This is a genomic window from Leisingera sp. M527, from assembly GCF_025141525.1.
Taxonomy (GTDB): Bacteria; Pseudomonadota; Alphaproteobacteria; order Rhodobacterales; family Rhodobacteraceae; genus Leisingera.
On record NZ_CP081037.1, the window covers coordinates 744,364 to 762,860 of the forward strand.

Sequence of the window (18,497 nt, forward strand, 5' to 3'; positions counted from 1 at the left end):
AGTCAGTGTGATGGTAATTTTATTTCGTCACGTAGATGTAAACTGCAATTTTCGACCCGTGTCAATTCGCTGCGTTGCGGCATTGCCCTTAGCGGTACCACTTTTCCCAATTTCCCCAAAAGGTAGATTGCGGCAAAGCCGCCTCCCGCATAGGGTCCGCGGTATTTATATTTAATTTTCATTGAGGGTGTTATGGCTGAAACCAGCAGGCTGAGCGAATTTGACGGGTTGCGCGCCATTGCCTTGCTGTCTGTCGTTCTGTTCCACTACTTTCAGCGGTTTCCAGAATTCTACCCCTACGGAGACAGTCTTCTGCCCGTGGCGGGATACGGCTACCTTGGTGTTCACCTGTTCTTTGTCATTTCCGGTTTTGTCATTTCGGTCTCGCTCAGGTCCGGAAGCGGCTTGCACGTGTTTCTGCTCAAGCGCCTGCTGCGGCTGTGGCCGCCTCTGGCGGTCTGCGCGGTCATCACGTTTATGGCCATGCACCTCATCGACAGCGCATACAGCAACTTTGTGCAGACCGGATTCAGCGGCTTTGCGGCATCGCTAAGCTTTGTCCCCCCGGCCTTTTGGCGGTTCAATTTCGGCTTCGACGGCTACATTGACGGGGTGTACTGGACATTGACCTGTGAAGTGCTGTTTTACCTCTGGGCGGCGGTTTTGTTTGCAGTCTTCGGGCCCCGCCGGTTTGCCGAACGTGCAGCCCTGGTGCTTTTGGCCGGGCAATCTGCCTTGTTAGCGGCAGAAGTCGTTCTTCCGGACCTTGTGCCTTCACAGCTGAACATGCTGCTGCTCGTGGGCTACGCGCATTTATTTGCGGCCGGCGTCCTTTTTGCCCGGGTATACAGCCATGGCGCCTGCACCCGTACGCTTGCGCTGCTGGGGGCAAGTTTTGCGGTGGCGCTGGGCATGGCGCAGAACGCAGGAGAGGCCGCAATTCTGACGCTGATCTACCTGATCGTTGCCGCCTGCGCCTGGCGCCTGCCTGCGGCGCGGCTGCTGGGATGGCGCCCCTTGTCCTGGATCGGGCTGGTCAGTTATTCGGTTTATCTGCTGCACAACAATATCGGTATCACGCTGTTGTCCCTGTTACCCCCGGGCCTGCCCGGCGCGGTGTATTTTGCCAGCGCTGCGGGGGTGCTGGGCGGGATAGTGCTGCTTTCCTGGGGTGTCTTCACCTGGGTCGAGAAGCCCTCGCAATCTCTTGCCAGGCGATTGGGCGCGTGGTTCCGGGAGCCCAGACCGGCAGATCTGCCGGACGGCCTGCAACAGGAGTAATGCGCGATAGCATTGCGCCAGGTCCGGCGCGCGCCCTCAATTTCCCTTGTAACGCCCTGCGGCCTGCGCAACTGTCCTGATATGACGCAAACCGTGGAAATTCCGCTGTGGTTATTCATGCTGATCGTGGGCTTCGCCGCGGTGACTTTTGCCTCGCATTTTCTGTTTCCCTCGGTGCGCTGGTTTTTCCGGCGGCGTCTGGAGCGTGCCGTGGCGCGGCTGAACCAGCGGCTTGAACGCCCGATTGAGCCGTTCAAGCTGGCCCGGCGCCACGACATGATCCAGCGGCTGATCCATGATCCGCAGGTGGCCCAGGCGGCGGCGGATCACGCGGCCGCAGAAGGCATCCCCGAAAACGTGGCGTTTGAACAGGTGCGCCGCTATGCCCGCGAGATCGTGCCCGGATTTTCCGCTTTTGCCTATTTCGGCCTCGCCATCCGCGCGGCGCGGCTGTTGTCCAATGCGGTCTACAGGGTGCGGCTGGGCCATCAGGACGAGGCGGCGCTGCGCGCCATCGACCCGAATGCAACGGTGGTCTTTGTGATGAACCACCGTTCGAACATGGACTATGTGCTGGTCACTTATCTGGCGGCGGATCGCACGGCGCTGTCTTATGCGGTGGGGGAATGGGCGCGGGTCTGGCCGCTGTCACGCCTGATCCGGGCTATGGGCGCCTATTTCATCCGCCGCCGTTCGCGCAATGATCTCTACCGCAAGGTGCTGGCCTCCTATGTGCGGCTGGCAACCCGCGGCGGATCCACCCAGGCGATGTTCCCCGAAGGGGGCCTTAGCCTGGATGGTGCCATTGCTGCGCCCAAGCTGGGCCTGCTGAAGTATATTGCCGAAGGCTATGACCCGGAGGGGCGCGATGTGGTCTTTGTGCCGGTGGCGTTGAATTACGACCGGGTGCTGGAAGACAGGATCCTGACCTCTGCTGCCAAGGATGGCGACCGCAGGTTCCGGGCCCGGATCGGCCTGGTGGCGCTGCGGCTGCTGCGGCTGTTGTGGCTGTGGATGACCGGGCGTTACCACCGTTCGGGCTATGCCGGAGTGAACTTTGGCCGCCCCCTCAGCCTGGCCGCGTTTGGTGCCGGGCGGCAAGGGGACATGACCAAGCCGCTGGGTCGTGAGCTGATGGCACGGATCAGCGCCATTGTTCCGGTTCTGCCGGTGCCGCTGATTGCCGCCATTCTGCAGCAGCACGGCCCCCTCAGCCGTGCCGCCGTTGAGCATCAGCTGGCGGATCTGATTGCGGCGATGCCGCTGGCCCATATCCACATGCCGCGGGAAAACCTGGGCTATGCCGCGGACGCAGGGCTGCGGCAGCTGGTGCGGCGCGGTCTTGTCACAGAGGACAACGGGCGGTTCAGCCCGGTTGCGGCGCGGCGAGATCTGCTGGCCTTCTATGCCAATTCCATCCGCCACCTGTTGCCTCGAAACGGCTCGAACGCGGATGACGGCGATGGTTTTTCTGCACCCGCTAAGGACAATGCTGCATCTGCAGGGTCATAAAATTACCCATACTTGCCAAAAGAGGTTGCAATATTACCTTCTCAATCCTATCCCTCAGGTAACCGCTGCGATTCTGCACCGCGGCAATTGACAGGATGCAAAGGAGGCCATCATGGCATTGGATACCCAGACTGACGTCATGTCGTACGAGGCGCCCGAGAAAGATCTCTATGAGATGGGCGAAATGCCCCCGATGGGATATGTGCCCAAAAAGATGTACGCATGGGCGATCCGCAAGGAGCGCCACGGCGAGCCGAACACTGCGATGGAGCAGGAAGTGGTCGACGTGCCCGAGCTGGACAGCAACGAAGTGCTGGTTCTGGTGATGGCGGCGGGCGTCAACTACAATGGCGTCTGGGCCTCCCTCGGCACGCCGATCTCGCCCTTTGACGGCCACAAGGCGCCTTATCACATTGCCGGCTCCGATGCTGCCGGCATCGTTTGGGCCGTTGGTTCCAAAGTCACCCGCTGGAAAGTCGGCGACGAGGTGGTGATCCACTGCAACCAGGACGACGGCGACGACGAGGAATGCAACGGCGGCGATCCGATGTTCTCGACCAGCCAGCGGATCTGGGGCTATGAGACCCCGGATGGTTCGTTCGCTCAGTTCACCAACGTGCAGGCCCAGCAGCTGATGCCGCGCCCCAAGCATCTGACCTGGGAAGAAAGCGCCTGCTACACGCTGACGCTGGCCACCGCCTACCGGATGCTGTTCGGCCACGAGCCGCATGACCTGAAGCCGGGCCAGAACGTTCTGGTCTGGGGCGCTTCGGGCGGCCTGGGGTCCTATGCGATCCAGCTGATCAACACTGCCGGCGCCAACGCCATCGGTGTAATCTCGGATGAAAGCAAGCGCGACTTTGTCATGGGCCTGGGCGCCAAAGGCGTTCTGAACCGCAAGGACTTCAACTGCTGGGGGCAAATGCCCACCGTGAATACCCCTGAATACGCTGCCTGGTTCAAGGAAGCGCGTAAATTCGGCAAAGCGATCTGGGACATCACCGGCAAAGGCGTAAACGTCGACATGGTGTTCGAACATCCCGGCGAGAGCACTTTTCCAGTCTCTACTTTCGTCTGCAAAAAGGGCGGCATGGTTGTGATCTGCGCGGGCACCACCGGCTATAACCTGACCTTTGACGTGCGCTACATGTGGATGCATCAGAAACGTTTGCAGGGCTCGCATTTTGCCCATCTCAAGCAGGCCGCGTCTGCAAACAAACTGATGGTCGAGCGCCGCCTGGATCCCTGCATGTCCGAAGTCTTTACCTGGAACGATCTGCCGGAGGCGCATATGAAGATGCGGCGGAACGAGCATCTGCCCGGCAACATGTCGGTACTGGTTCAGGCGCCAAAGACCGGCCTGCGCACCCTTCAGGATGTGCTCGACGCCAAAGGCTGATTTGCCGGCGCGTCCAAGATGGACTGAAATCTCCCCGCGAATCACATCTGTGCTTCGCGGGTTTTTTTGTAATTTTATCTTTTTCAGGAAGTTAACCGCTGCGCTCTCCCTATTTCTGGGGAGGCGCGGTTCGGAGGCCGCGTAATTAAGTTGTTGGTGTTGCGCTCCCGGCGCAATTCCCGCGCAATCGGATGCCTGGCAGCAGTAAACTGCCCAAACCCTTGAGGTTGTCATTGACCGCACAAAGCCCCGCACTGCAAAAGAACAACAGTTGTCTGCAACGAACCCCGAGACAGCCTTGCTGGTTGTGAATAGCCGGATCGGGCAGGCTCTGGACTGAACTGGTATACGGCAATGGCACATAAGGCAGAGTTGGACCGCATTCTGGAGGCGCTTGACGCCACCAAGACCCTTGACGGGCTGCAATCGATAATTGACCAGGTGCGCGGCGTGTTCGGGGTTGATCATGCCATGTATCATTGGGTCGACAGCGCCGGTGACCACTACCATTTCGGCACCTATCCGCAGGCTTGGGTCGAGCGCTACCAGGAAATGGCTTATGTGCGGGTCGATCCGGTGGTGGCCGGCTGCTATCAGCGGTTCCACCCGGTTGACTGGAAGCGGCTGGACTGGTCGCCGAAACCGGCTCGCGAATTCCTGAAAGACGCGCTGGAGCATGGGGTCGGCAATCAGGGCTACTCCATTCCGATCCGCGGGCCGAACGGGCAATTTGCGGTGTTTACCGTCAGCCATAATTGCGACGACGAGACCTGGGAAAAGCTCACGGAACGCTGCAGCCGCGATATGATCCTGATGGCACATTATTTCAACCGGAAGGCGCTTGAGTTCGAGCCGAGCCGCAGCCCGGAGCAGGCTCAGCCGCTGTCGCCGCGTGAAGTGGACGCACTGACATTGCTGGCCATCGGTTACAGCCGTGCACAGGTGGCAAAAACCCTGTCAATCTCTGAGCACACGCTGCGTGTCTATATTGAAAGTGCCCGGTTCAAGCTTGGCGCAATCAATACGACGCACGCCATTGCCCGGGCCATGACACTCGGTTTTATTGTAGTTTAACGTCAGAGTGTGACGGCCATTGTAAATACACTCTGAAATTGCATTATGCAGGCGTAATCTGTCCCTACTGATCTACCAGAAGGGGACTAATCAATGCTTCGCTATATCTACGGCCATGATCTTCACAACCATGCAGACCTTGCACACTCTATGTTCCGCGACCGTGCGGATCAATTCCAGGCCCGGCTGGGCTGGGAGGTGCAGGTGGACTGCAAGGGTGAGGAGCGCGACCGCTACGACCAGCTGGATCCGCTCTATGTGATCTGGGAAATGCCGGATGGCAGCCATGGCGGCTCGATGCGGTTTCTTCCGACCACTGGCCCGGTGATGGTCAATGACGTCTTTCTTGACCTGGCCGGCGGGGTGCCGATCTGCAGCCCGCTGATCTGGGAATGCACCCGTTTCTGCCTGTCCCGCGACGCGGGCGGCAATGTGGCGGGGGCGCTGACCCTGGGCGGGGTTGAGATCATGCGCAATTTTTCCGTCGCGCATTTCGCCGGGGTCTTTGACCGGCGCATGGTGCGGATCTACCGCAGCCTCGGCTTCAGCCCGGACATCATCGGCACCCAGGGCGAAGGCCGTGAACGGATCTGCCTCGGCTTGTGGGAATACACGCCTGAGGTCTATCTGAACGTTGCCTCCAAGGCCGGGATTGCCCCCGATCTGTCGCAGCTCTGGTTCGATCGGTCCTTTGGCAGTGCCGGTGCGGCAGTGCCCATGGCTCTCACCGGCTGATTGAGTCGAAATCCGGGGCCGGATCCTCTGGCGGACCCGGTCCCGCGGCTGTAGGGTCGCGCAATGACAGCTCTGCCCGTACAGTTCTCCGACGACCAGGCCACCGCTTTTGACAGCGTGACCGAGCTCCTGCGCAAGGCAGGGGTGGATCTTGATGACGGGTTGCTGCACCCGCCCCGCGGCGACGCCGGGGTGATGGCAGTGATCGGCAAGGCAGGATCGGGCAAGACGCTGCTGCTGGCCGAATTGTACAAGGCGCTGGAGCAGGCCGGGGTCGAGGTTGTCTCGGGCGACTATGAAAGCCGCAAGAAGAGCGACGACCGCCGCACCCTGGCGATTCTGGCGCCAACCAACAAGGCTGCCAGCGTGCTGCGCCTGCGCGGCGTGCCGGCCACCACAATTCACCGCATTCTTTACACACCGGTCTATGACCCGGAATACGAACGCATCGCCGAATGGCTGGCGGGGCAGGGGGACAAGCCCGAGATTGAAGGGCTGACCGAGGAAGCCCTGGCCCGCGCGGCTGCGTTCTTTGAGAAAAATAAATCAATCCCCGGCGCCCTGGCCGCCGCGGGCCTGCGCGGTTCGGACTTCATCACCGGCTGGAAACGGCGTGAGGAGCCGCTGGACATCGGCTTTGTTGACGAAGCCTCGATGCTGGACGACCGCCAGTTCGAGGACCTGAAGGAGATTTTCCCCAATCTGGTGCTGTTTGGCGACCCGGCGCAGCTGGCCCCGGTCAATCAGTCAGGCTCAATGGTGTTTGATACCCTGCCGGAGCCGCAGCGCCTGATCCTGAACCGCATCCACCGGCAAGAGGCTGGCAATCCGATCCTGGATCTTGCCCACGCATTGGCCGACCCGGAGCTGCGGTTCGAGGATTTTGAGCGGATGATCGAAGACACCGCCCAGCGCGACGACCGTGTGGTTTGGGGCCAGCGGGTTGAGGTTGACCTGATGGCGCGCTCACCGGTGCTGGTTTGGCGCAACAATACAAGAATCCGGCTGATCAATGCCTTCCGGAATGTCCACGGCGCTCCGGAGGATGCGCTGATCGCCGGAGAGCCATTGATCTGCGACGGTATCGAACTGCCGATGAAACACCGCAAGAAACGCTTGGACCTGGAGGCACGCGGGCTGATCAAGGGCGCCCAGGTGATCTTTCTCGGCGCCGGCCGTAAACCCGGATTCTCCCGCTTGCATGTGATGGGGGCCGAGGATCCGCAGGTCTCTGCGGCCTCTATCGTGAAAATCGAAATGCCGGATGAGGAAGAGCCGTTCATTCCCTACGCCGCCCGCATGGGCGCCACTTTCCTGCATGGGGCGGCGGTGACCATACACAAGGCGCAAGGCTCGCAATGGGACACCACTCAGGTGTTTGCTCCGGATATCTATGCCGCCGCCCGCATGGGCCGGGTCGAAGCAGGCCAGCCGCTGTGGAAGCGCCTCGCCTATGTGGCGATCACCCGGGCGCAGGAGCGGCTGATCTGGGTGGTGCGCAACCGATTGGCCAAACCGTCGGGCCCATTGCAGGTGGATGACCTGAAGGCGGTGCCAGCCGCCGCGCTGACGCTGGAAACGCAGGAGAATACCCCGGCATGAGCAAATCCATCCTGATCACCGGCGCCAGCTCAGGCATCGGCCGCGCCGTGGCAGAATTGTTCCTCGCCGAAGGCTGGCAGGCTGGTCTGATTGCACGGCGGGCGGACAAGCTGCAGGAGGTGGCGCAGGGCCACTCAGGCGCCCATGTGCTGCCTGCCGATGTCACTGACCCGGCGGCTGTGGATCAGGCGGTGAACAGCTTTGCCATGGCGGCGGGGCGGCTGGATGTTCTGTTCAACAACGCAGGCATTTTCACCCCGTCCGGCACCATTGATGAAATCCCGTTGGAAGATTGGTTTGCCTCCGTCAATGTGAACCTCACCGGCATGTACCTGACGGCCCGTGCGGCCTTCCGCCAGATGCGGCAGCAATCGCCGCAGGGCGGCCGGATCATCAACAACGGCTCAATCGCCGCCCATGTGCCGCGGCCCCATTCGGCCCCTTATGCGGCCACCAAGGCAGCGATCACCGGCCTCACCAAAAGCCTGTCGCTGGATGGGCGCCCTTTTGATATTGCCTGCGGACAGATCGACATCGGCAACACCCGGACCCCGATGGTCGAAGACCTGAGCCAGCGTCATGCCGACGCCAACCCTGGTGCAGAACCGATGCATACATTTGCGGTGAAGGATGCCGCAAAGTCAGTGCTGCATATGGCGAATCTGCCGCTGGAGGCAAATGTTCAGTTCATGACGGTGATGGCGACCAAGATGCCCTATATCGGCCGCGGCTGAACTCTCCCGCCCGTCACCGGCGCATTAGATATGCACCGCTCCCGTTGGGCGTGGCGCTGCGCTGGCGCGCAGCGCGCCTCCGGCGGGAGTATTTTCGCAAAGGAGAAACAGGGGTTTCATCTTTCCCAAATACTCCGGGGTGAATTGGCCGCAAGGCCAAGAGGGGCAGCGCCCCTTTTACCGGTTCCGAAGCAGGCTGAAAGCGGCTGAGGCACCCCAGCCGGAGGCAATTGCAATGGCCAGTGCCATCAGGCCATAGAGAAACGGCTGCTCGCGGGACATCGAAAACAGGAACCGTTCCAGCCCCACTTTGCGCACATCGATTGTGGTCTCGTAACTGGAGACAACCTCGCCGCCGCGGGTCAGAAAGATGCGGGTCTGGTAGTCGCCCTCAGTCAGGTCCGCCGGCATCTCGATAGCGGTGCGGAACAGGGTCTGCTCATCCACTGCGACAGTGTTTTCCCGCAGCGAGTAGAGCCCGTTGTCCTCGCGGATACGCACCACCGCGTCAGCAAAGGATTGGGCGCCGCGGATGTGCATCGCCGCACCGACCGAACGGATAGCCCGTTCGATGGACACCCGGAAACGCAGATCTTCGGTATCCGTCAGAACCTGGTCAAACGGTGCGCTGGTGGCCACCGCATAAAACGCCGGGGCCGAGTCGACCAGCACGCTGTCCACATTGACCCAGATGCCCAGCTTCTTTTCCTTGCGGCGCACCATCACCGCCGGGGCAGGGCCGGACACTGTGACGATCACTTCCAGCGGATCCTCCGACGGGATCGGGGTTTCGCGTTTCACCGCGCCGAAGATCAGAATCTCCGAACCATCGAAAGTGGCGGTGATCGCCACCCGGTCCTGGCTGAGGCCCAGAACAACTTCTTCCTTGGCGGCCTGGGCCGCTGACTGCGGCAGCAGTGCCAGGGCGGCAGCTGTGAGGGCGGACATAAGCAGCTTGCGCATGATCAGTGGCCTCCCGCAGCGCCGAGCGAGTACAGCTCAGCCGGTTGCAGCAGCAGCTCAAGCCCCAGCTTGGCGCAGACGATGATCACCATCAGCGCCAGCAGGATCCGCAGCTGTTCGGCCTTGAGATAGACACCGATGCGGGTGCCGATCTGGGCGCCGATCACGCCGCCGACCAGCAGCAGCACTGCCAGAACGATGTCCACCGTATAGTTGGTGGTGGCATGCAGCATGGTAGTGAAAGCGGTGACCGTGATGATCTGGAACAGCGAGGTGCCGACAACCACTTTGGTCGGCATGCCAAGGATGTAGATCATCGCAGGCACCATGATGAAACCGCCGCCGACACCCATGATGGCGGCCAGAATACCGACGCAAATGCCGACCAGCACCGGCGGGATCACTGAAATGTACAGGCCCGAGGTGCGGAACCGCATCTTGAACGGCAGGGCATGCACCCAGCTGCGCTGGCGCCGTGCTGCAGGGGCCGCGCCGCCCGCTTTCTTGGATTTGCGGATGGCGTTCAGGCTTTCGATGAACATCAACCCGCCGACCACACCCAGGAAGACGACATAACAAAGCTTGACCAGCAGATCGACCTGGCCAAGCGCCTTGAGGTAGTTGAACACCACCACCCCAAGCGCCGCGCCCATCAGGCCGCCGGCCTGCAGCACAAGTCCCATCTTGATATCGACCGTGCGCCTTCGAAAATGCGCCAGCACGCCGGAAAAGGACGAGGCGACAATCTGGTTCGCTTCCGTAGCCACCGCCACGGCCGGCGGGATGCCGATGAAAAACAACAGCGGCGTCATCAGAAAGCCGCCGCCGACTCCGAACATGCCCGAGAGAACCCCGACCATTCCCCCGAGGCCCAGGAGAAGGAAGGCATTGACCGAGACCTCAGCTATGGGAAGGTATATCTGCATGGTCCTTGTTAAACCGCAGTTCGTTCAGAAATCAATGATCTATGCCGCTCTGCAGCGTGCAGGACTGATTTGACGCATCAAACTGGACTTATCGCTGGGTTTGCGGCACGTGGGCAGGCGGGACGCTCCCGCGCCCGCAGGGGATGGCTGCGCCAATCCCCTTGGTGGCCTTGGGCCGGGCACCGCACTGCGTGCGCTGCAACAGGGGGCTGCTGTGACGCCTCTGATGGGCAGAAAGGGAAACACCCGGCGCGGGGCCGGGTGTTTCAGCAGGGCAGACGCTGGGCTTAACGCTCTTTGACGTAAGGCTCGCCGCCAGCGCGGGGCGGGATTGCCTTGCCGACAAAACCTGCAAGAATCACCACCGTCAGCACGTAAGGCAGTGCGTCCATCGCCTGCACCGGAATGGTGATGCCGCCCAGTTCGATGTTCTGGAACCGCAGCGCGACAGCCTGCAAAAGGCCGAAGAGCAGGCAGGCGCCCATTGCGTGCCAGGGCCGCCACTTGGCAAAGATCAGCGCCGCCAGCGCGATGAACCCGCGGCCCGCTGTCATGTCCTTGACAAAGCCTGCCTGCAACGCGGTGGCCAGATAAGCACCGGCAATGCCGCACAACAGACCGCAGATCATCACTGCCGCGTAACGCAGGCCGACAACCGAGACGCCGGCAGTATCCACCGCCGCCGGGTTTTCCCCCACCGCACGCAAGCGCAGGCCAAAGCGGGTGCGGAACAGCACCCACCAAGTGGCAGGCACCGCCAGAAAGGCGATGTAGACCAGGATCGAATGGCCAGACAGCAGCTCGGAATAAACCGGCCCCAGTCCCGGCACGCCGGACAGGCTGTCGGCAAACGGCAAGGAGACCGGGCCAAACCGGCCGCCGCTGATCAGCGAAGGTGTGCGGCCGCCTTGCTGGAACCAGTCCTGCGCGATCAGCACGGTCATGCCTGCCGCGAGAAAGTTGATCGCCACGCCGGAAATCAGCTGATTGCCGCGGAAGGTGATCGACGCCACCCCATGCAGGCCCGCCAGCACCAGCGAAGATCCGATACCGGCGAGCAGCCCCAGCCAGACATTACCGGTGACGGCAGCGACAGCGGCGGAAAAGAAGGCTGCCATCAGCATCTTGCCTTCCAGGCCGATGTCAAAGATGCCCGCGCGTTCGGAAAAGAGGCCCGCGAGACAGGCCAGCAGCAGCGGCGTCGCCAGACGGACAGTGGAGTCCAGCAGTTGGATGATCGTCAGGAAATCCATCAGCTCCGCCCCTTCCGCACCGCCAGAAAGATCTTTTCAAGCGGCATCCGCACCATGTTGTCCAGCGCGCCGGTGAACAGGATCACCAAGGCCTGGATCACCACAATCAGCTCGCGCGGGATTGAGGTCCAGAGCGCCAGCTCGGCGCCGCCCTGGTACAGGAACCCGAACAGGATCGCCGCCAGGAATACGCCGAACGGATGGTTGCGGCCCATCAGTGCCACCGCAATGCCGATGAAACCGGCGCCTTCGGTGGCGTTCAGCACCAGCCGTTCTGCCTCGCCCATCACGTTGTTGACCGCCATCATGCCGGCCATCGCGCCGGAGATCAGCATCGCGATCATGACAGTCCGGACCGAGGAGATGCCGGCATAACGCGCACCGGGTTCCGATTTGCCAAGGGAGCGGATTTCATAGCCCAGCGGAGTGCGCCAGATCAGCAGCCAGATAAACAGGCAGGCGCCGACAGCAACCAGCAGGCTGACATTGGCCGGTGCCGATTTGGAAAAGCTGATGCCGACCGGGGCCAGCAGCTCATGTAATGAGGGCAGATGCACAGCTTCGGGAAACCGCGCGGTGGCCGGGTCCATCGAGCCTTGGGGGCGCAGCACGTTGACCAGCACATAGTTCAGCACCGCCGCGGCGATGAAGTTGAACATGATGGTGGTGATCACGATATGGCTGCCGCGTTTGGCCTGCAGGTAGGCAGGGATTGCGGCCCATGCGGCGCCGAAAATCCCGGCGCCCAAGGCGGCAAAAACCAGCGCCAGCGACCAATGCGGCCAGGGGATCAGCAGGCAGACCAGCGCCACGCCAAGCCCGCCCAGCATCGCCTGGCCCTCGCCGCCGATGTTGAACAGGCCCGCATGGGCAGCAACCGCCACGGCAAGGCCTGTGAACATGAAATTTGTGGCGTAATACAGTGTGTAGCCCCAGCCATAGGTCGAGCCTAGGGCGCCATCAACCATCAGCTTGACCGCGGCGACCGGGTCTTCGCCGATCCCGAGGATCACCAGGGCTGACAGGATCGCGGCCAGCAAAAGACTGATCAGCGGGATCAGGACCACATCGGCCCATTTCGGCATCTTTTCCATTTACGCGGCCTCCCCCGCGACACCGGCCATCAGCAGGCCCAGCTCTTTCTCGTCGGTCTGATCGGCGGGGCGTTCCCCCATGATCACGCCGTCGAACATCACCGCAACCCGGTCCGCCAGCGACAGGATTTCCTCCAGCTCAACCGAGACCAGCAGGATCGCCTTGCCTTGATCGCGCAGCTCGACGATCTGTTTGTGAATGAATTCGATGGCGCCGATATCGACGCCGCGGGTCGGCTGGCCGATCAGCAACAGCTCGGGGTTGCGCTCAATCTCACGCGCGACGACGATTTTCTGCTGGTTGCCGCCGGAAAAGCTTTTGGCGGCCAGCCAGGGATCCGGCGGGCGCACGTCGAACTTCTCCATCTTGGCTTCGGTATCCGCCCGCAGGGCGGCGTTATCCATCAGCAAACCGTTCCTGTAAGCCGGATCGCGGTGATAGCCAAAGGCCACGTTCTCCCAGGCGTGGAAGTCCATGATGAGGCCCTCGCGCTGGCGGTCCTCCGGCACATGACCGATATGGGCGTCCCGCCGCGCACGGGCATCCGCGCCCTGGCCTTGAAGAGGCAAGGGGCTGCCATGCAGTTTGATGCTGCCGTTGCCCGCGCGCATGCCGCCCAGAACCTCCAGCAGTTCCGACTGGCCATTGCCGGCCACGCCTGCAATGCCGACAATCTCGCCTGCGCGCACGGTCAGGTTAATCCCCTTGACGCGTTCAACGCCGGCCTCATCCACCACCCGCAGGTTTTCAATCTCCAGGATCGGGGCGCCAGGCCGGGCAGGCACCTTGTCCACCCTCAGCAGCACCTTGCGGCCGACCATCAGCTCCGCCAGATGTTCGGGGCTGGTCTCCGCCGTTTTGACGGTGGCGGTCATCTGGCCGCGCCGCATCACCGAAACGGTGTCGGTATACTCCATGATCTCGCGCAGCTTGTGAGTGATCAGGATGATGGTTTTGCCTTCGGCGCGCAGCCGGTCGAGGATTCGGAACAGCTGGTCGGCCTCGGAGGGCGTCAGCACGCCGGTCGGCTCGTCCAGGATCAGGATCTCGGCCTTGCGGTACAGTGCCTTGAGTATCTCAACCCGCTGCTGCATGCCGACGCCGATCTCGTCAATGCGGGCATCTGGGTCCACAAACAGCTCGTATTCCGCCTCCAGCGCCTTCAGCTCCTTGCGGGCGCGGCGCAGCGAGGGCATCAGCATGCCGCTGTCCTCGGCGCCCAGCACGATGTTTTCCAGCACGGTGAAGTTCTCCACCAGTTTGAAATGCTGGAACACCATGCCGATGCCGGCAGCAATCGCCGCCTGGCTGTCGGGGATCGCGGTGCGTTGCCCCTTGATCCAGACCTCGCCTTTGTCGGCCTTGTAGAATCCATAGAGGATCGACATCAGCGTTGATTTTCCCGCACCGTTTTCCCCGATGATCCCGTGAATGGTGCCGGGGGCGACGCTGATCGAGATGTCCTTGTTCGCCTGGACCGGGCCAAAAGCCTTGGAAATGCCTTTGAGTTCAATGGCGGGGGCGGTCAATCGGGCTCTCCCATGCCTGTAAATCCGATCAGCCGCACCACCTTGCCGTCTTCAAGATCAGCAAAATACTGGCCGCGCACCATGCGCTGGCCGTCCTTTTCGAAATCCACCGTGGCACGCACGTGGCCATGGTGTTCCGAGACGGCAACCACCTTGGCCGCGCCACCGGGCATCATCGCGCTGAACTGCGCGACATATTCCAGATAGGCATCACGGCCTTCGATTGGGGCAGGAGAGTTGGGATCGGAGTAGTAAAAACGAGGCCCGATGGCCGCGTCCGTTTTTGCAGCGCGGCCTTCAGGCGTTGGGTCGCCCCAGGCCGCAAACAGAGTGTGAAGTGAATCCGTCATGGCCTGGGGCTTTCTCTTTAGAAGCTCAGCGCGGGGCAGCTGTCATCCGACATGTAATCGTGCACCTTGATCTCGCCCGAGGCGATCTTGGCGGCAGCTTCATCCACGGCGGACTGCATCTCGGCAGAGACCAGGGAGGCGTTGTGCTCGTCCATGGCATAGCCGACACCGCCGTTGGCCAGGCCCATGACAGAGAAGCCGGTTTCCATGTCCGTGCCGTCGGTGAAGGCCTCAAACACGGCGTTGCCGACCTTTTTGGTCATCGAGGTCAGCACTTTGCCCGGATGCAGGTGGTTCTGGTTGCTGTCCACGCCGATCGACAGGATACCTTCGTCAGCTGCGGTCTGCAGCACGCCGACGCCAGTGCCGCCTGCCGCGGCATAGACCACGTCAGCACCCTGGCTGATCTGTGCCTTGGTCAGCTCGGATCCCTTCACCGGGTCGTTCCAGGCCGCCGGGGTGGTACCCGTCATGTTGGAGATCACGTTGGCGTCCGGATTGGCCGCCTTGACCCCTTCGGCATAGCCGCAGGCGAATTTGCGGATCAGCGGAATGTCCATGCCGCCGATAAAGCCGACAGTGTTCGATTTCGACGCCATCGCCGCCATCATGCCAACCAGATAGGAACCTTCGTGCTCGTTGAAAACAACCGAGCGCACGTTGTCGCCTTCGACCACCATGTCGATGATGGTGAATTTGGTGTCGGGATAATCCGCAGCCACCTGGCCCAGGGCATCGGCAAAGGCAAAGCCGACCATCACAATCGGGTTGGCGCCGGCCTCGGCAAAGCGGCGCAGCGCCTGCTCGCGCTGGGCTTCGGACTGCAGCTCGATCTCGCGGTAGTTTCCGCCGGTCTCATCGGCCCAGCGCTGGGCGCCGCCATGGGCCGCCTCGTTAAAGCTTTTGTCGAACTTTCCGCCCAGGTCGAAGATCAGCGCAGGCTCGGCCAGCGCGGCGCCTGCGGTCAGGGCCAGCGACGCGGCTGCGCCCATCAGCGATTTCATCAGGGTCATCAGGTTAACTCCCACTGTCATTATTGTTGGATGCAGCGGGGGTTTTCCGCTGCCCGGCCCCGTTCAGGCCTTAAAGGGTGCGGCAATTTAGCCTGCAGGTCGGGGAGGGGGTCAACCGCTTTTTGACCAAATGGTGCGGAATCCGCGCAACTGGCCTAAGGTAACGCTTTCCGCATCAGGATCGCGTCCGCTGCGGCGGCACCCTGGCGGGGGTAGTAGCCCTTCCGGCGGCCGCACTCCGCGAATCCGCCGGCCCGGTAAAGTGCCTGCGCTGGGGCATTGTCCTCGGCCACCTCAAGGAAGGCTTCGGCGGCACCGCGATCCCGGACGGCTGTTTCCCACTCGGCCATGCAGCGTCGCGCCAATCCCTGGCGCTGATGCGCAGGATCGGTGGCAATTGTCAGCAGTTCCGCCTCATCGGCAATTACCCGCACCAGGGCAAAACAGCGGGCATCGCCGGCGGCGAAAACCAGCGGGCTGTCCAGCAGGGAGGCGAACTCAGCAGCGCGCCACGGGCGGGACCGGGTAAAGGCCGCGGCATGGGTCGCGGCCATCTTCTTTGGTGTCAGCGGTTCACTCATCAATCAGCGCAGGCGGAACATCACTGGAAGGCGCCGCATCTGCAGCGCGCAGGTACAGCGGTGCAGGCGGCTCAGTCACGGTGCGGAACCGTGCAGTGGCAATGCGTGCAACAGCTTCGGCAATCCCCGCCGGGCTTGCCTCGGGCGCAAAGGTCAGCCCGGCACCGCGGGCGGCTTCCTCGGCCTCATGGCGCGGCATCAGACGCGGTGCCTCGCCGGGCAAGGCGGCATAGACCTGATCGCGCGGGGCGGGCACGGCGGGCAGGGTGCCCTCGGCGGCGCGGCCCTCAAACCCGTCGACGCCCACCGCCGGCACCTCCAGCCCCAGCGCAAGGCCGCGGGCGGCGGAAACGGCAATGCGGATGCCGGTGAAATTGCCGGGGCCGACACCAACACCAATCGCATCCAGATCCTGCCAGGTGGCGCCGCCTTCGGCCAGCACCTCCTCCAGCAGCAGCATCAGCCGCTCAGCCTGGCCGCGGGTCATTTCCTCAAGCCGGGAGGCCAGCACCTCGTCGCCGCGCAGCAAAGCGGCCGCACAATGCGCGGCCGATGTGTCAAATCCCAGAACCAGCGGTTCGGACGTCATGGTTTGTCCTTTCGCAGCCAGTCAGACAGCAACTGGGCGCACTTCGGTGACTTCCGGGATGTAATGGCGCAGCAGGTTCTCGATACCCATCTTCAGGGTCAGGGTCGAAGACGGGCAGCCGGCGCAGGCGCCCTGCATATGCAGATAGACCACACCGCGGTCAAAGCCGTGGAAGGTGATGTCGCCGCCGTCCTGAGCCACCGCCGGGCGCACGCGGCTGTCCAGCAGCTCCTTGATCTGGTTGACGATCTCTGCGTCTTCGCCGGAGTGTTCGGCATGGCCCGAGGCCGGATCGGCAGAGCCGTCCGCCATCACCGGCTGGCCGGATTGGAAATGCTCCATCACCGCGCCCAGGATGGCGGGCTTGATGTGGTCCCACTCAACGCTGTCCGCCTTGGTCACGGTCACAAAGTCATTGCCGAAAAACACACCGGTCACGCCGTCTACCGCAAAGATACGCGAGGCCAGCGGCGATTTGCCTGCGGCATCAGCACTGGGGAAATCAGCGGTGCCTGCTTCCAGAACGGTCTGGCCCGGCAGGAATTTCAGCGTCGCCGGGTTGGGCGTGGATTCAGTCTGAATGAACATGTCGGGTCTCCGTTAAGCGTGCCCCCGATATGCGCCCTGCGGCCCGTCAAGTCAAGATTTGGAACCATTCTAAATCGTTCGGGCTGCGGCGTGATCCAAAGCCTGTTCCAGCCGGTCGTCGCCCCAGAACAGTTCTGTGCCGCTGGTGAAGCTGGGCGCGCCGAAAATGCCTGCGGAGCTGGCCGTCTCGGTCTGTGCGCGCAGTGCCGATTTGATTTCAGGCGATTGCGCGCGGTCCAGCAGGTCCGCATCCAATCCAGCTTTATGCAAACAGTCCAGCAGAACGGGTTCAGCGGAGATATCGGCCCCATCGCCGAACTGGGCCAGATACACGGCCTGTGCAAAAGCTTCGGTCCGGTTCTGTTCCGATGCGGCCAGCGCCAGCCGTGCGGCCATCAGCCCGTTTTGCGGAAATGGATCGGGGCGGCAAAAAGGCAGACCGCGGGCTGCGCAGATCCGCTGCATGTCGCGCCACATATAGCGCCCTTTGGCCGGGTAGAGGTTGAACGGCGACGTGTCCCAGCCCTGGGCGGCAAAGATAGGACCCAGCAGAAACGGCTTCCAGATAACAGCAATGCCGCGCGCTTTGGCGGCGCTGCTGATCCTCATCGCGCTGAGATAGGAGTAGGTGGAGGCAAATTCGAACCAGAAAGTGACACTGCGTTCCATTGGCTTTACCCCCCCCCAAAAAAAACTGTCAGGTAATGGCTTCCAGCTTTTCTTTCGACAGATCGCCGGGCACGATGGTGATCGGCACCGGCAGGGCGCCGGATGTTTTGGTCAGCTGAGTGACCAGCGGTCCCGGTCCTTTACGCCCGGTGCCGGCACCCAGTACCAGCACGCCGATTTCCGCGTCGTCCTCAATGTACTTCAGAATTTCGGGCACCGGTTCGCCTTCGCGGATCACCAGATCGGGGTCGACGCCTTGGCGGTCGCGCATCCATTTGGCAAAGACCTCGAAATGGGCGTGGATCCGCTCGCGCGCCTCTTCCCGCATCACTTCGCCGACTCCGATCCAATGGTTGAACTCATCCGGCGGGATGACTGACAGGATGGTCACGCCCGCACCGGTATGCGCCGCCCGCATTGCGGCAAAGCGCATGGCGTTCAGGCATTCGCGGCTGTCATCCAGGACCACTAGGAATTTGCGCATCTTCGCTCTCTCGTTGTTCCGCAGCGGATCATGAACCAAGCGGGCGCATCAGGCAATAGAGCCACAACTGCCTGGCCGTTGCGTTCATCTGGCTCTAGGCATACCGCCAGTCAGGCTTGA

19 protein-coding genes are annotated in these 18,497 nt (G+C 62.1%); 7 read left to right on the forward strand and 12 right to left on the reverse strand.

Annotated elements, in window-relative coordinates; genetic code table 11:
• The first annotated feature begins 192 nt into the window (after positions 1 to 192).
• The 7 genes from K3555_RS03810 to K3555_RS03840 all read left to right on the forward strand — a co-directional run bounded on the left by K3555_RS03810 (position 193) and on the right by K3555_RS03840 (position 8,337).
• Positions 193 to 1,281: an acyltransferase gene (locus tag K3555_RS03810; protein WP_260007445.1), complete on the forward strand. Its 1,089-nt coding sequence runs from the start codon at positions 193 to 195 to the stop codon at positions 1,279 to 1,281.
• A gap of 81 nt (positions 1,282 to 1,362) precedes the next feature.
• Positions 1,363 to 2,793, forward strand: a complete 1,431-nt coding sequence (locus K3555_RS03815; protein WP_260007446.1) for a 1-acyl-sn-glycerol-3-phosphate acyltransferase — start codon at positions 1,363 to 1,365, stop codon at positions 2,791 to 2,793.
• A gap of 112 nt (positions 2,794 to 2,905) precedes the next feature.
• Positions 2,906 to 4,192: a crotonyl-CoA carboxylase/reductase gene (gene ccrA, locus K3555_RS03820; RefSeq protein WP_027256384.1), complete on the forward strand. Its 1,287-nt coding sequence runs from the start codon at positions 2,906 to 2,908 to the stop codon at positions 4,190 to 4,192.
• Between the two features lie 354 nt (positions 4,193 to 4,546).
• Positions 4,547 to 5,266 carry a LuxR family transcriptional regulator gene (locus K3555_RS03825; protein ID WP_259990241.1) on the forward strand — a complete coding sequence of 240 codons (720 nt, stop codon included), beginning with the start codon at positions 4,547 to 4,549 and terminating at the stop codon, positions 5,264 to 5,266.
• 93 nt (positions 5,267 to 5,359) lie between these two features.
• On the forward strand, positions 5,360 to 6,001 hold the full coding sequence (locus K3555_RS03830; RefSeq protein WP_259994650.1) for an acyl-homoserine-lactone synthase: 642 nt from the start codon (positions 5,360 to 5,362) through the stop codon (positions 5,999 to 6,001).
• 63 nt (positions 6,002 to 6,064) lie between these two features.
• Positions 6,065 to 7,603: an ATP-dependent RecD-like DNA helicase gene (locus K3555_RS03835; RefSeq protein WP_259994649.1), complete on the forward strand. Its 1,539-nt coding sequence runs from the start codon at positions 6,065 to 6,067 to the stop codon at positions 7,601 to 7,603.
• Positions 7,600 to 8,337, forward strand: a complete 738-nt coding sequence (locus K3555_RS03840) for an SDR family oxidoreductase (protein ID WP_260007447.1) — start codon at positions 7,600 to 7,602, stop codon at positions 8,335 to 8,337. The genes K3555_RS03835 and K3555_RS03840 overlap by 4 nt, the downstream gene beginning before the upstream one ends.
• A 177-nt stretch (positions 8,338 to 8,514) precedes the next feature.
• Here K3555_RS03840 and K3555_RS03845 read toward each other — a convergent pair whose 3' ends face one another.
• The 12 genes from K3555_RS03845 to K3555_RS03900 all read right to left on the reverse strand — a co-directional run bounded on the left by K3555_RS03845 (position 8,515) and on the right by K3555_RS03900 (position 18,377).
• Positions 8,515 to 9,300, reverse strand: a complete 786-nt coding sequence (locus tag K3555_RS03845) for a TIGR02186 family protein (RefSeq protein WP_259990248.1) — start codon at positions 9,298 to 9,300, stop codon at positions 8,515 to 8,517.
• Between the two features lie 2 nt (positions 9,301 to 9,302).
• On the reverse strand, positions 9,303 to 10,226 hold the full coding sequence (locus K3555_RS03850) for a sulfite exporter TauE/SafE family protein (RefSeq protein ID WP_259994646.1): 924 nt from the start codon (positions 10,224 to 10,226) through the stop codon (positions 9,303 to 9,305).
• A gap of 287 nt (positions 10,227 to 10,513) precedes the next feature.
• Positions 10,514 to 11,479, reverse strand: coding sequence for an ABC transporter permease (locus tag K3555_RS03855; protein ID WP_129369911.1), 966 nt, complete (start codon positions 11,477 to 11,479; stop codon positions 10,514 to 10,516).
• The gene (locus K3555_RS03860) at positions 11,479 to 12,573 is read right to left on the reverse strand and encodes an ABC transporter permease (RefSeq protein ID WP_259990252.1); all 1,095 of its coding nucleotides are present in this window, start codon (positions 12,571 to 12,573) and stop codon (positions 11,479 to 11,481) included. Before K3555_RS03860 ends, K3555_RS03855 begins: the two co-directional genes overlap by 1 nt.
• A complete protein-coding gene (locus K3555_RS03865; protein WP_260007448.1) occupies positions 12,574 to 14,103 on the reverse strand; it encodes an ABC transporter ATP-binding protein in 1,530 nt (509 codons plus the stop codon). It lies immediately after the preceding gene.
• Positions 14,100 to 14,453 carry a nuclear transport factor 2 family protein gene (locus K3555_RS03870; RefSeq protein WP_259990256.1) on the reverse strand — a complete coding sequence of 118 codons (354 nt, stop codon included), beginning with the start codon at positions 14,451 to 14,453 and terminating at the stop codon, positions 14,100 to 14,102. The genes K3555_RS03865 and K3555_RS03870 overlap by 4 nt, the downstream gene beginning before the upstream one ends.
• Positions 14,454 to 14,470: 17 nt before the next feature.
• Positions 14,471 to 15,466: a BMP family protein gene (locus tag K3555_RS03875; RefSeq protein ID WP_259990258.1), complete on the reverse strand. Its 996-nt coding sequence runs from the start codon at positions 15,464 to 15,466 to the stop codon at positions 14,471 to 14,473.
• Positions 15,467 to 15,621: 155 nt separating this feature from the next.
• Positions 15,622 to 16,047, reverse strand: coding sequence for a GNAT family N-acetyltransferase (locus K3555_RS03880; RefSeq protein WP_260007449.1), 426 nt, complete (start codon positions 16,045 to 16,047; stop codon positions 15,622 to 15,624).
• Entirely contained in the window at positions 16,040 to 16,636 is a 597-nt protein-coding gene (tsaB, locus tag K3555_RS03885; RefSeq protein WP_260007450.1) for a tRNA (adenosine(37)-N6)-threonylcarbamoyltransferase complex dimerization subunit type 1 TsaB, read from the reverse strand. The genes K3555_RS03880 and tsaB overlap by 8 nt, the downstream gene beginning before the upstream one ends.
• A 21-nt stretch (positions 16,637 to 16,657) precedes the next feature.
• On the reverse strand, positions 16,658 to 17,224 hold the full coding sequence (locus K3555_RS03890; RefSeq protein WP_259990264.1) for a NifU family protein: 567 nt from the start codon (positions 17,222 to 17,224) through the stop codon (positions 16,658 to 16,660).
• A gap of 69 nt (positions 17,225 to 17,293) precedes the next feature.
• Entirely contained in the window at positions 17,294 to 17,893 is a 600-nt protein-coding gene (locus K3555_RS03895; RefSeq protein ID WP_260007451.1) for a 2-hydroxychromene-2-carboxylate isomerase, read from the reverse strand.
• A gap of 28 nt (positions 17,894 to 17,921) precedes the next feature.
• The gene (locus K3555_RS03900; RefSeq protein WP_259990268.1) at positions 17,922 to 18,377 is read right to left on the reverse strand and encodes a universal stress protein; all 456 of its coding nucleotides are present in this window, start codon (positions 18,375 to 18,377) and stop codon (positions 17,922 to 17,924) included.
• Positions 18,378 to 18,497: the final 120 nt, after the last annotated feature.

Excerpts from the sequence above, each read along its gene's own strand:
- K3555_RS03810 (WP_260007445.1), top strand. The coding sequence starts at position 193 with ATGGCTGAAACCAGCAGGCTGAGCGAATTTGACGGGTTGCGCGCCATT.
- K3555_RS03815 (WP_260007446.1), top strand. The coding sequence starts at position 1,363 with ATGACGCAAACCGTGGAAATTCCGCTGTGGTTATTCATGCTGATCGTG.
- ccrA (WP_027256384.1), top strand. The coding sequence starts at position 2,906 with ATGGCATTGGATACCCAGACTGACGTCATGTCGTACGAGGCGCCCGAG.
- K3555_RS03825 (WP_259990241.1), top strand. The coding sequence starts at position 4,547 with ATGGCACATAAGGCAGAGTTGGACCGCATTCTGGAGGCGCTTGACGCC.
- K3555_RS03830 (WP_259994650.1), top strand. The coding sequence starts at position 5,360 with ATGCTTCGCTATATCTACGGCCATGATCTTCACAACCATGCAGACCTT.
- K3555_RS03835 (WP_259994649.1), top strand. The coding sequence starts at position 6,065 with ATGACAGCTCTGCCCGTACAGTTCTCCGACGACCAGGCCACCGCTTTT.
- K3555_RS03840 (WP_260007447.1), top strand. The coding sequence starts at position 7,600 with ATGAGCAAATCCATCCTGATCACCGGCGCCAGCTCAGGCATCGGCCGC.
- K3555_RS03845 (WP_259990248.1), bottom strand. The coding sequence starts at position 9,300 with ATGCGCAAGCTGCTTATGTCCGCCCTCACAGCTGCCGCCCTGGCACTG.
- K3555_RS03850 (WP_259994646.1), bottom strand. The coding sequence starts at position 10,226 with ATGCAGATATACCTTCCCATAGCTGAGGTCTCGGTCAATGCCTTCCTT.
- K3555_RS03855 (WP_129369911.1), bottom strand. The coding sequence starts at position 11,479 with ATGGATTTCCTGACGATCATCCAACTGCTGGACTCCACTGTCCGTCTG.
- K3555_RS03860 (WP_259990252.1), bottom strand. The coding sequence starts at position 12,573 with ATGGAAAAGATGCCGAAATGGGCCGATGTGGTCCTGATCCCGCTGATC.
- K3555_RS03870 (WP_259990256.1), bottom strand. The coding sequence starts at position 14,453 with ATGACGGATTCACTTCACACTCTGTTTGCGGCCTGGGGCGACCCAACG.
- K3555_RS03875 (WP_259990258.1), bottom strand. The coding sequence starts at position 15,466 with ATGACCCTGATGAAATCGCTGATGGGCGCAGCCGCGTCGCTGGCCCTG.
- K3555_RS03880 (WP_260007449.1), bottom strand. The coding sequence starts at position 16,047 with ATGAGTGAACCGCTGACACCAAAGAAGATGGCCGCGACCCATGCCGCG.
- tsaB (WP_260007450.1), bottom strand. The coding sequence starts at position 16,636 with ATGACGTCCGAACCGCTGGTTCTGGGATTTGACACATCGGCCGCGCAT.
- K3555_RS03890 (WP_259990264.1), bottom strand. The coding sequence starts at position 17,224 with ATGTTCATTCAGACTGAATCCACGCCCAACCCGGCGACGCTGAAATTC.
- K3555_RS03895 (WP_260007451.1), bottom strand. The coding sequence starts at position 17,893 with ATGGAACGCAGTGTCACTTTCTGGTTCGAATTTGCCTCCACCTACTCC.
- K3555_RS03900 (WP_259990268.1), bottom strand. The coding sequence starts at position 18,377 with ATGCGCAAATTCCTAGTGGTCCTGGATGACAGCCGCGAATGCCTGAAC.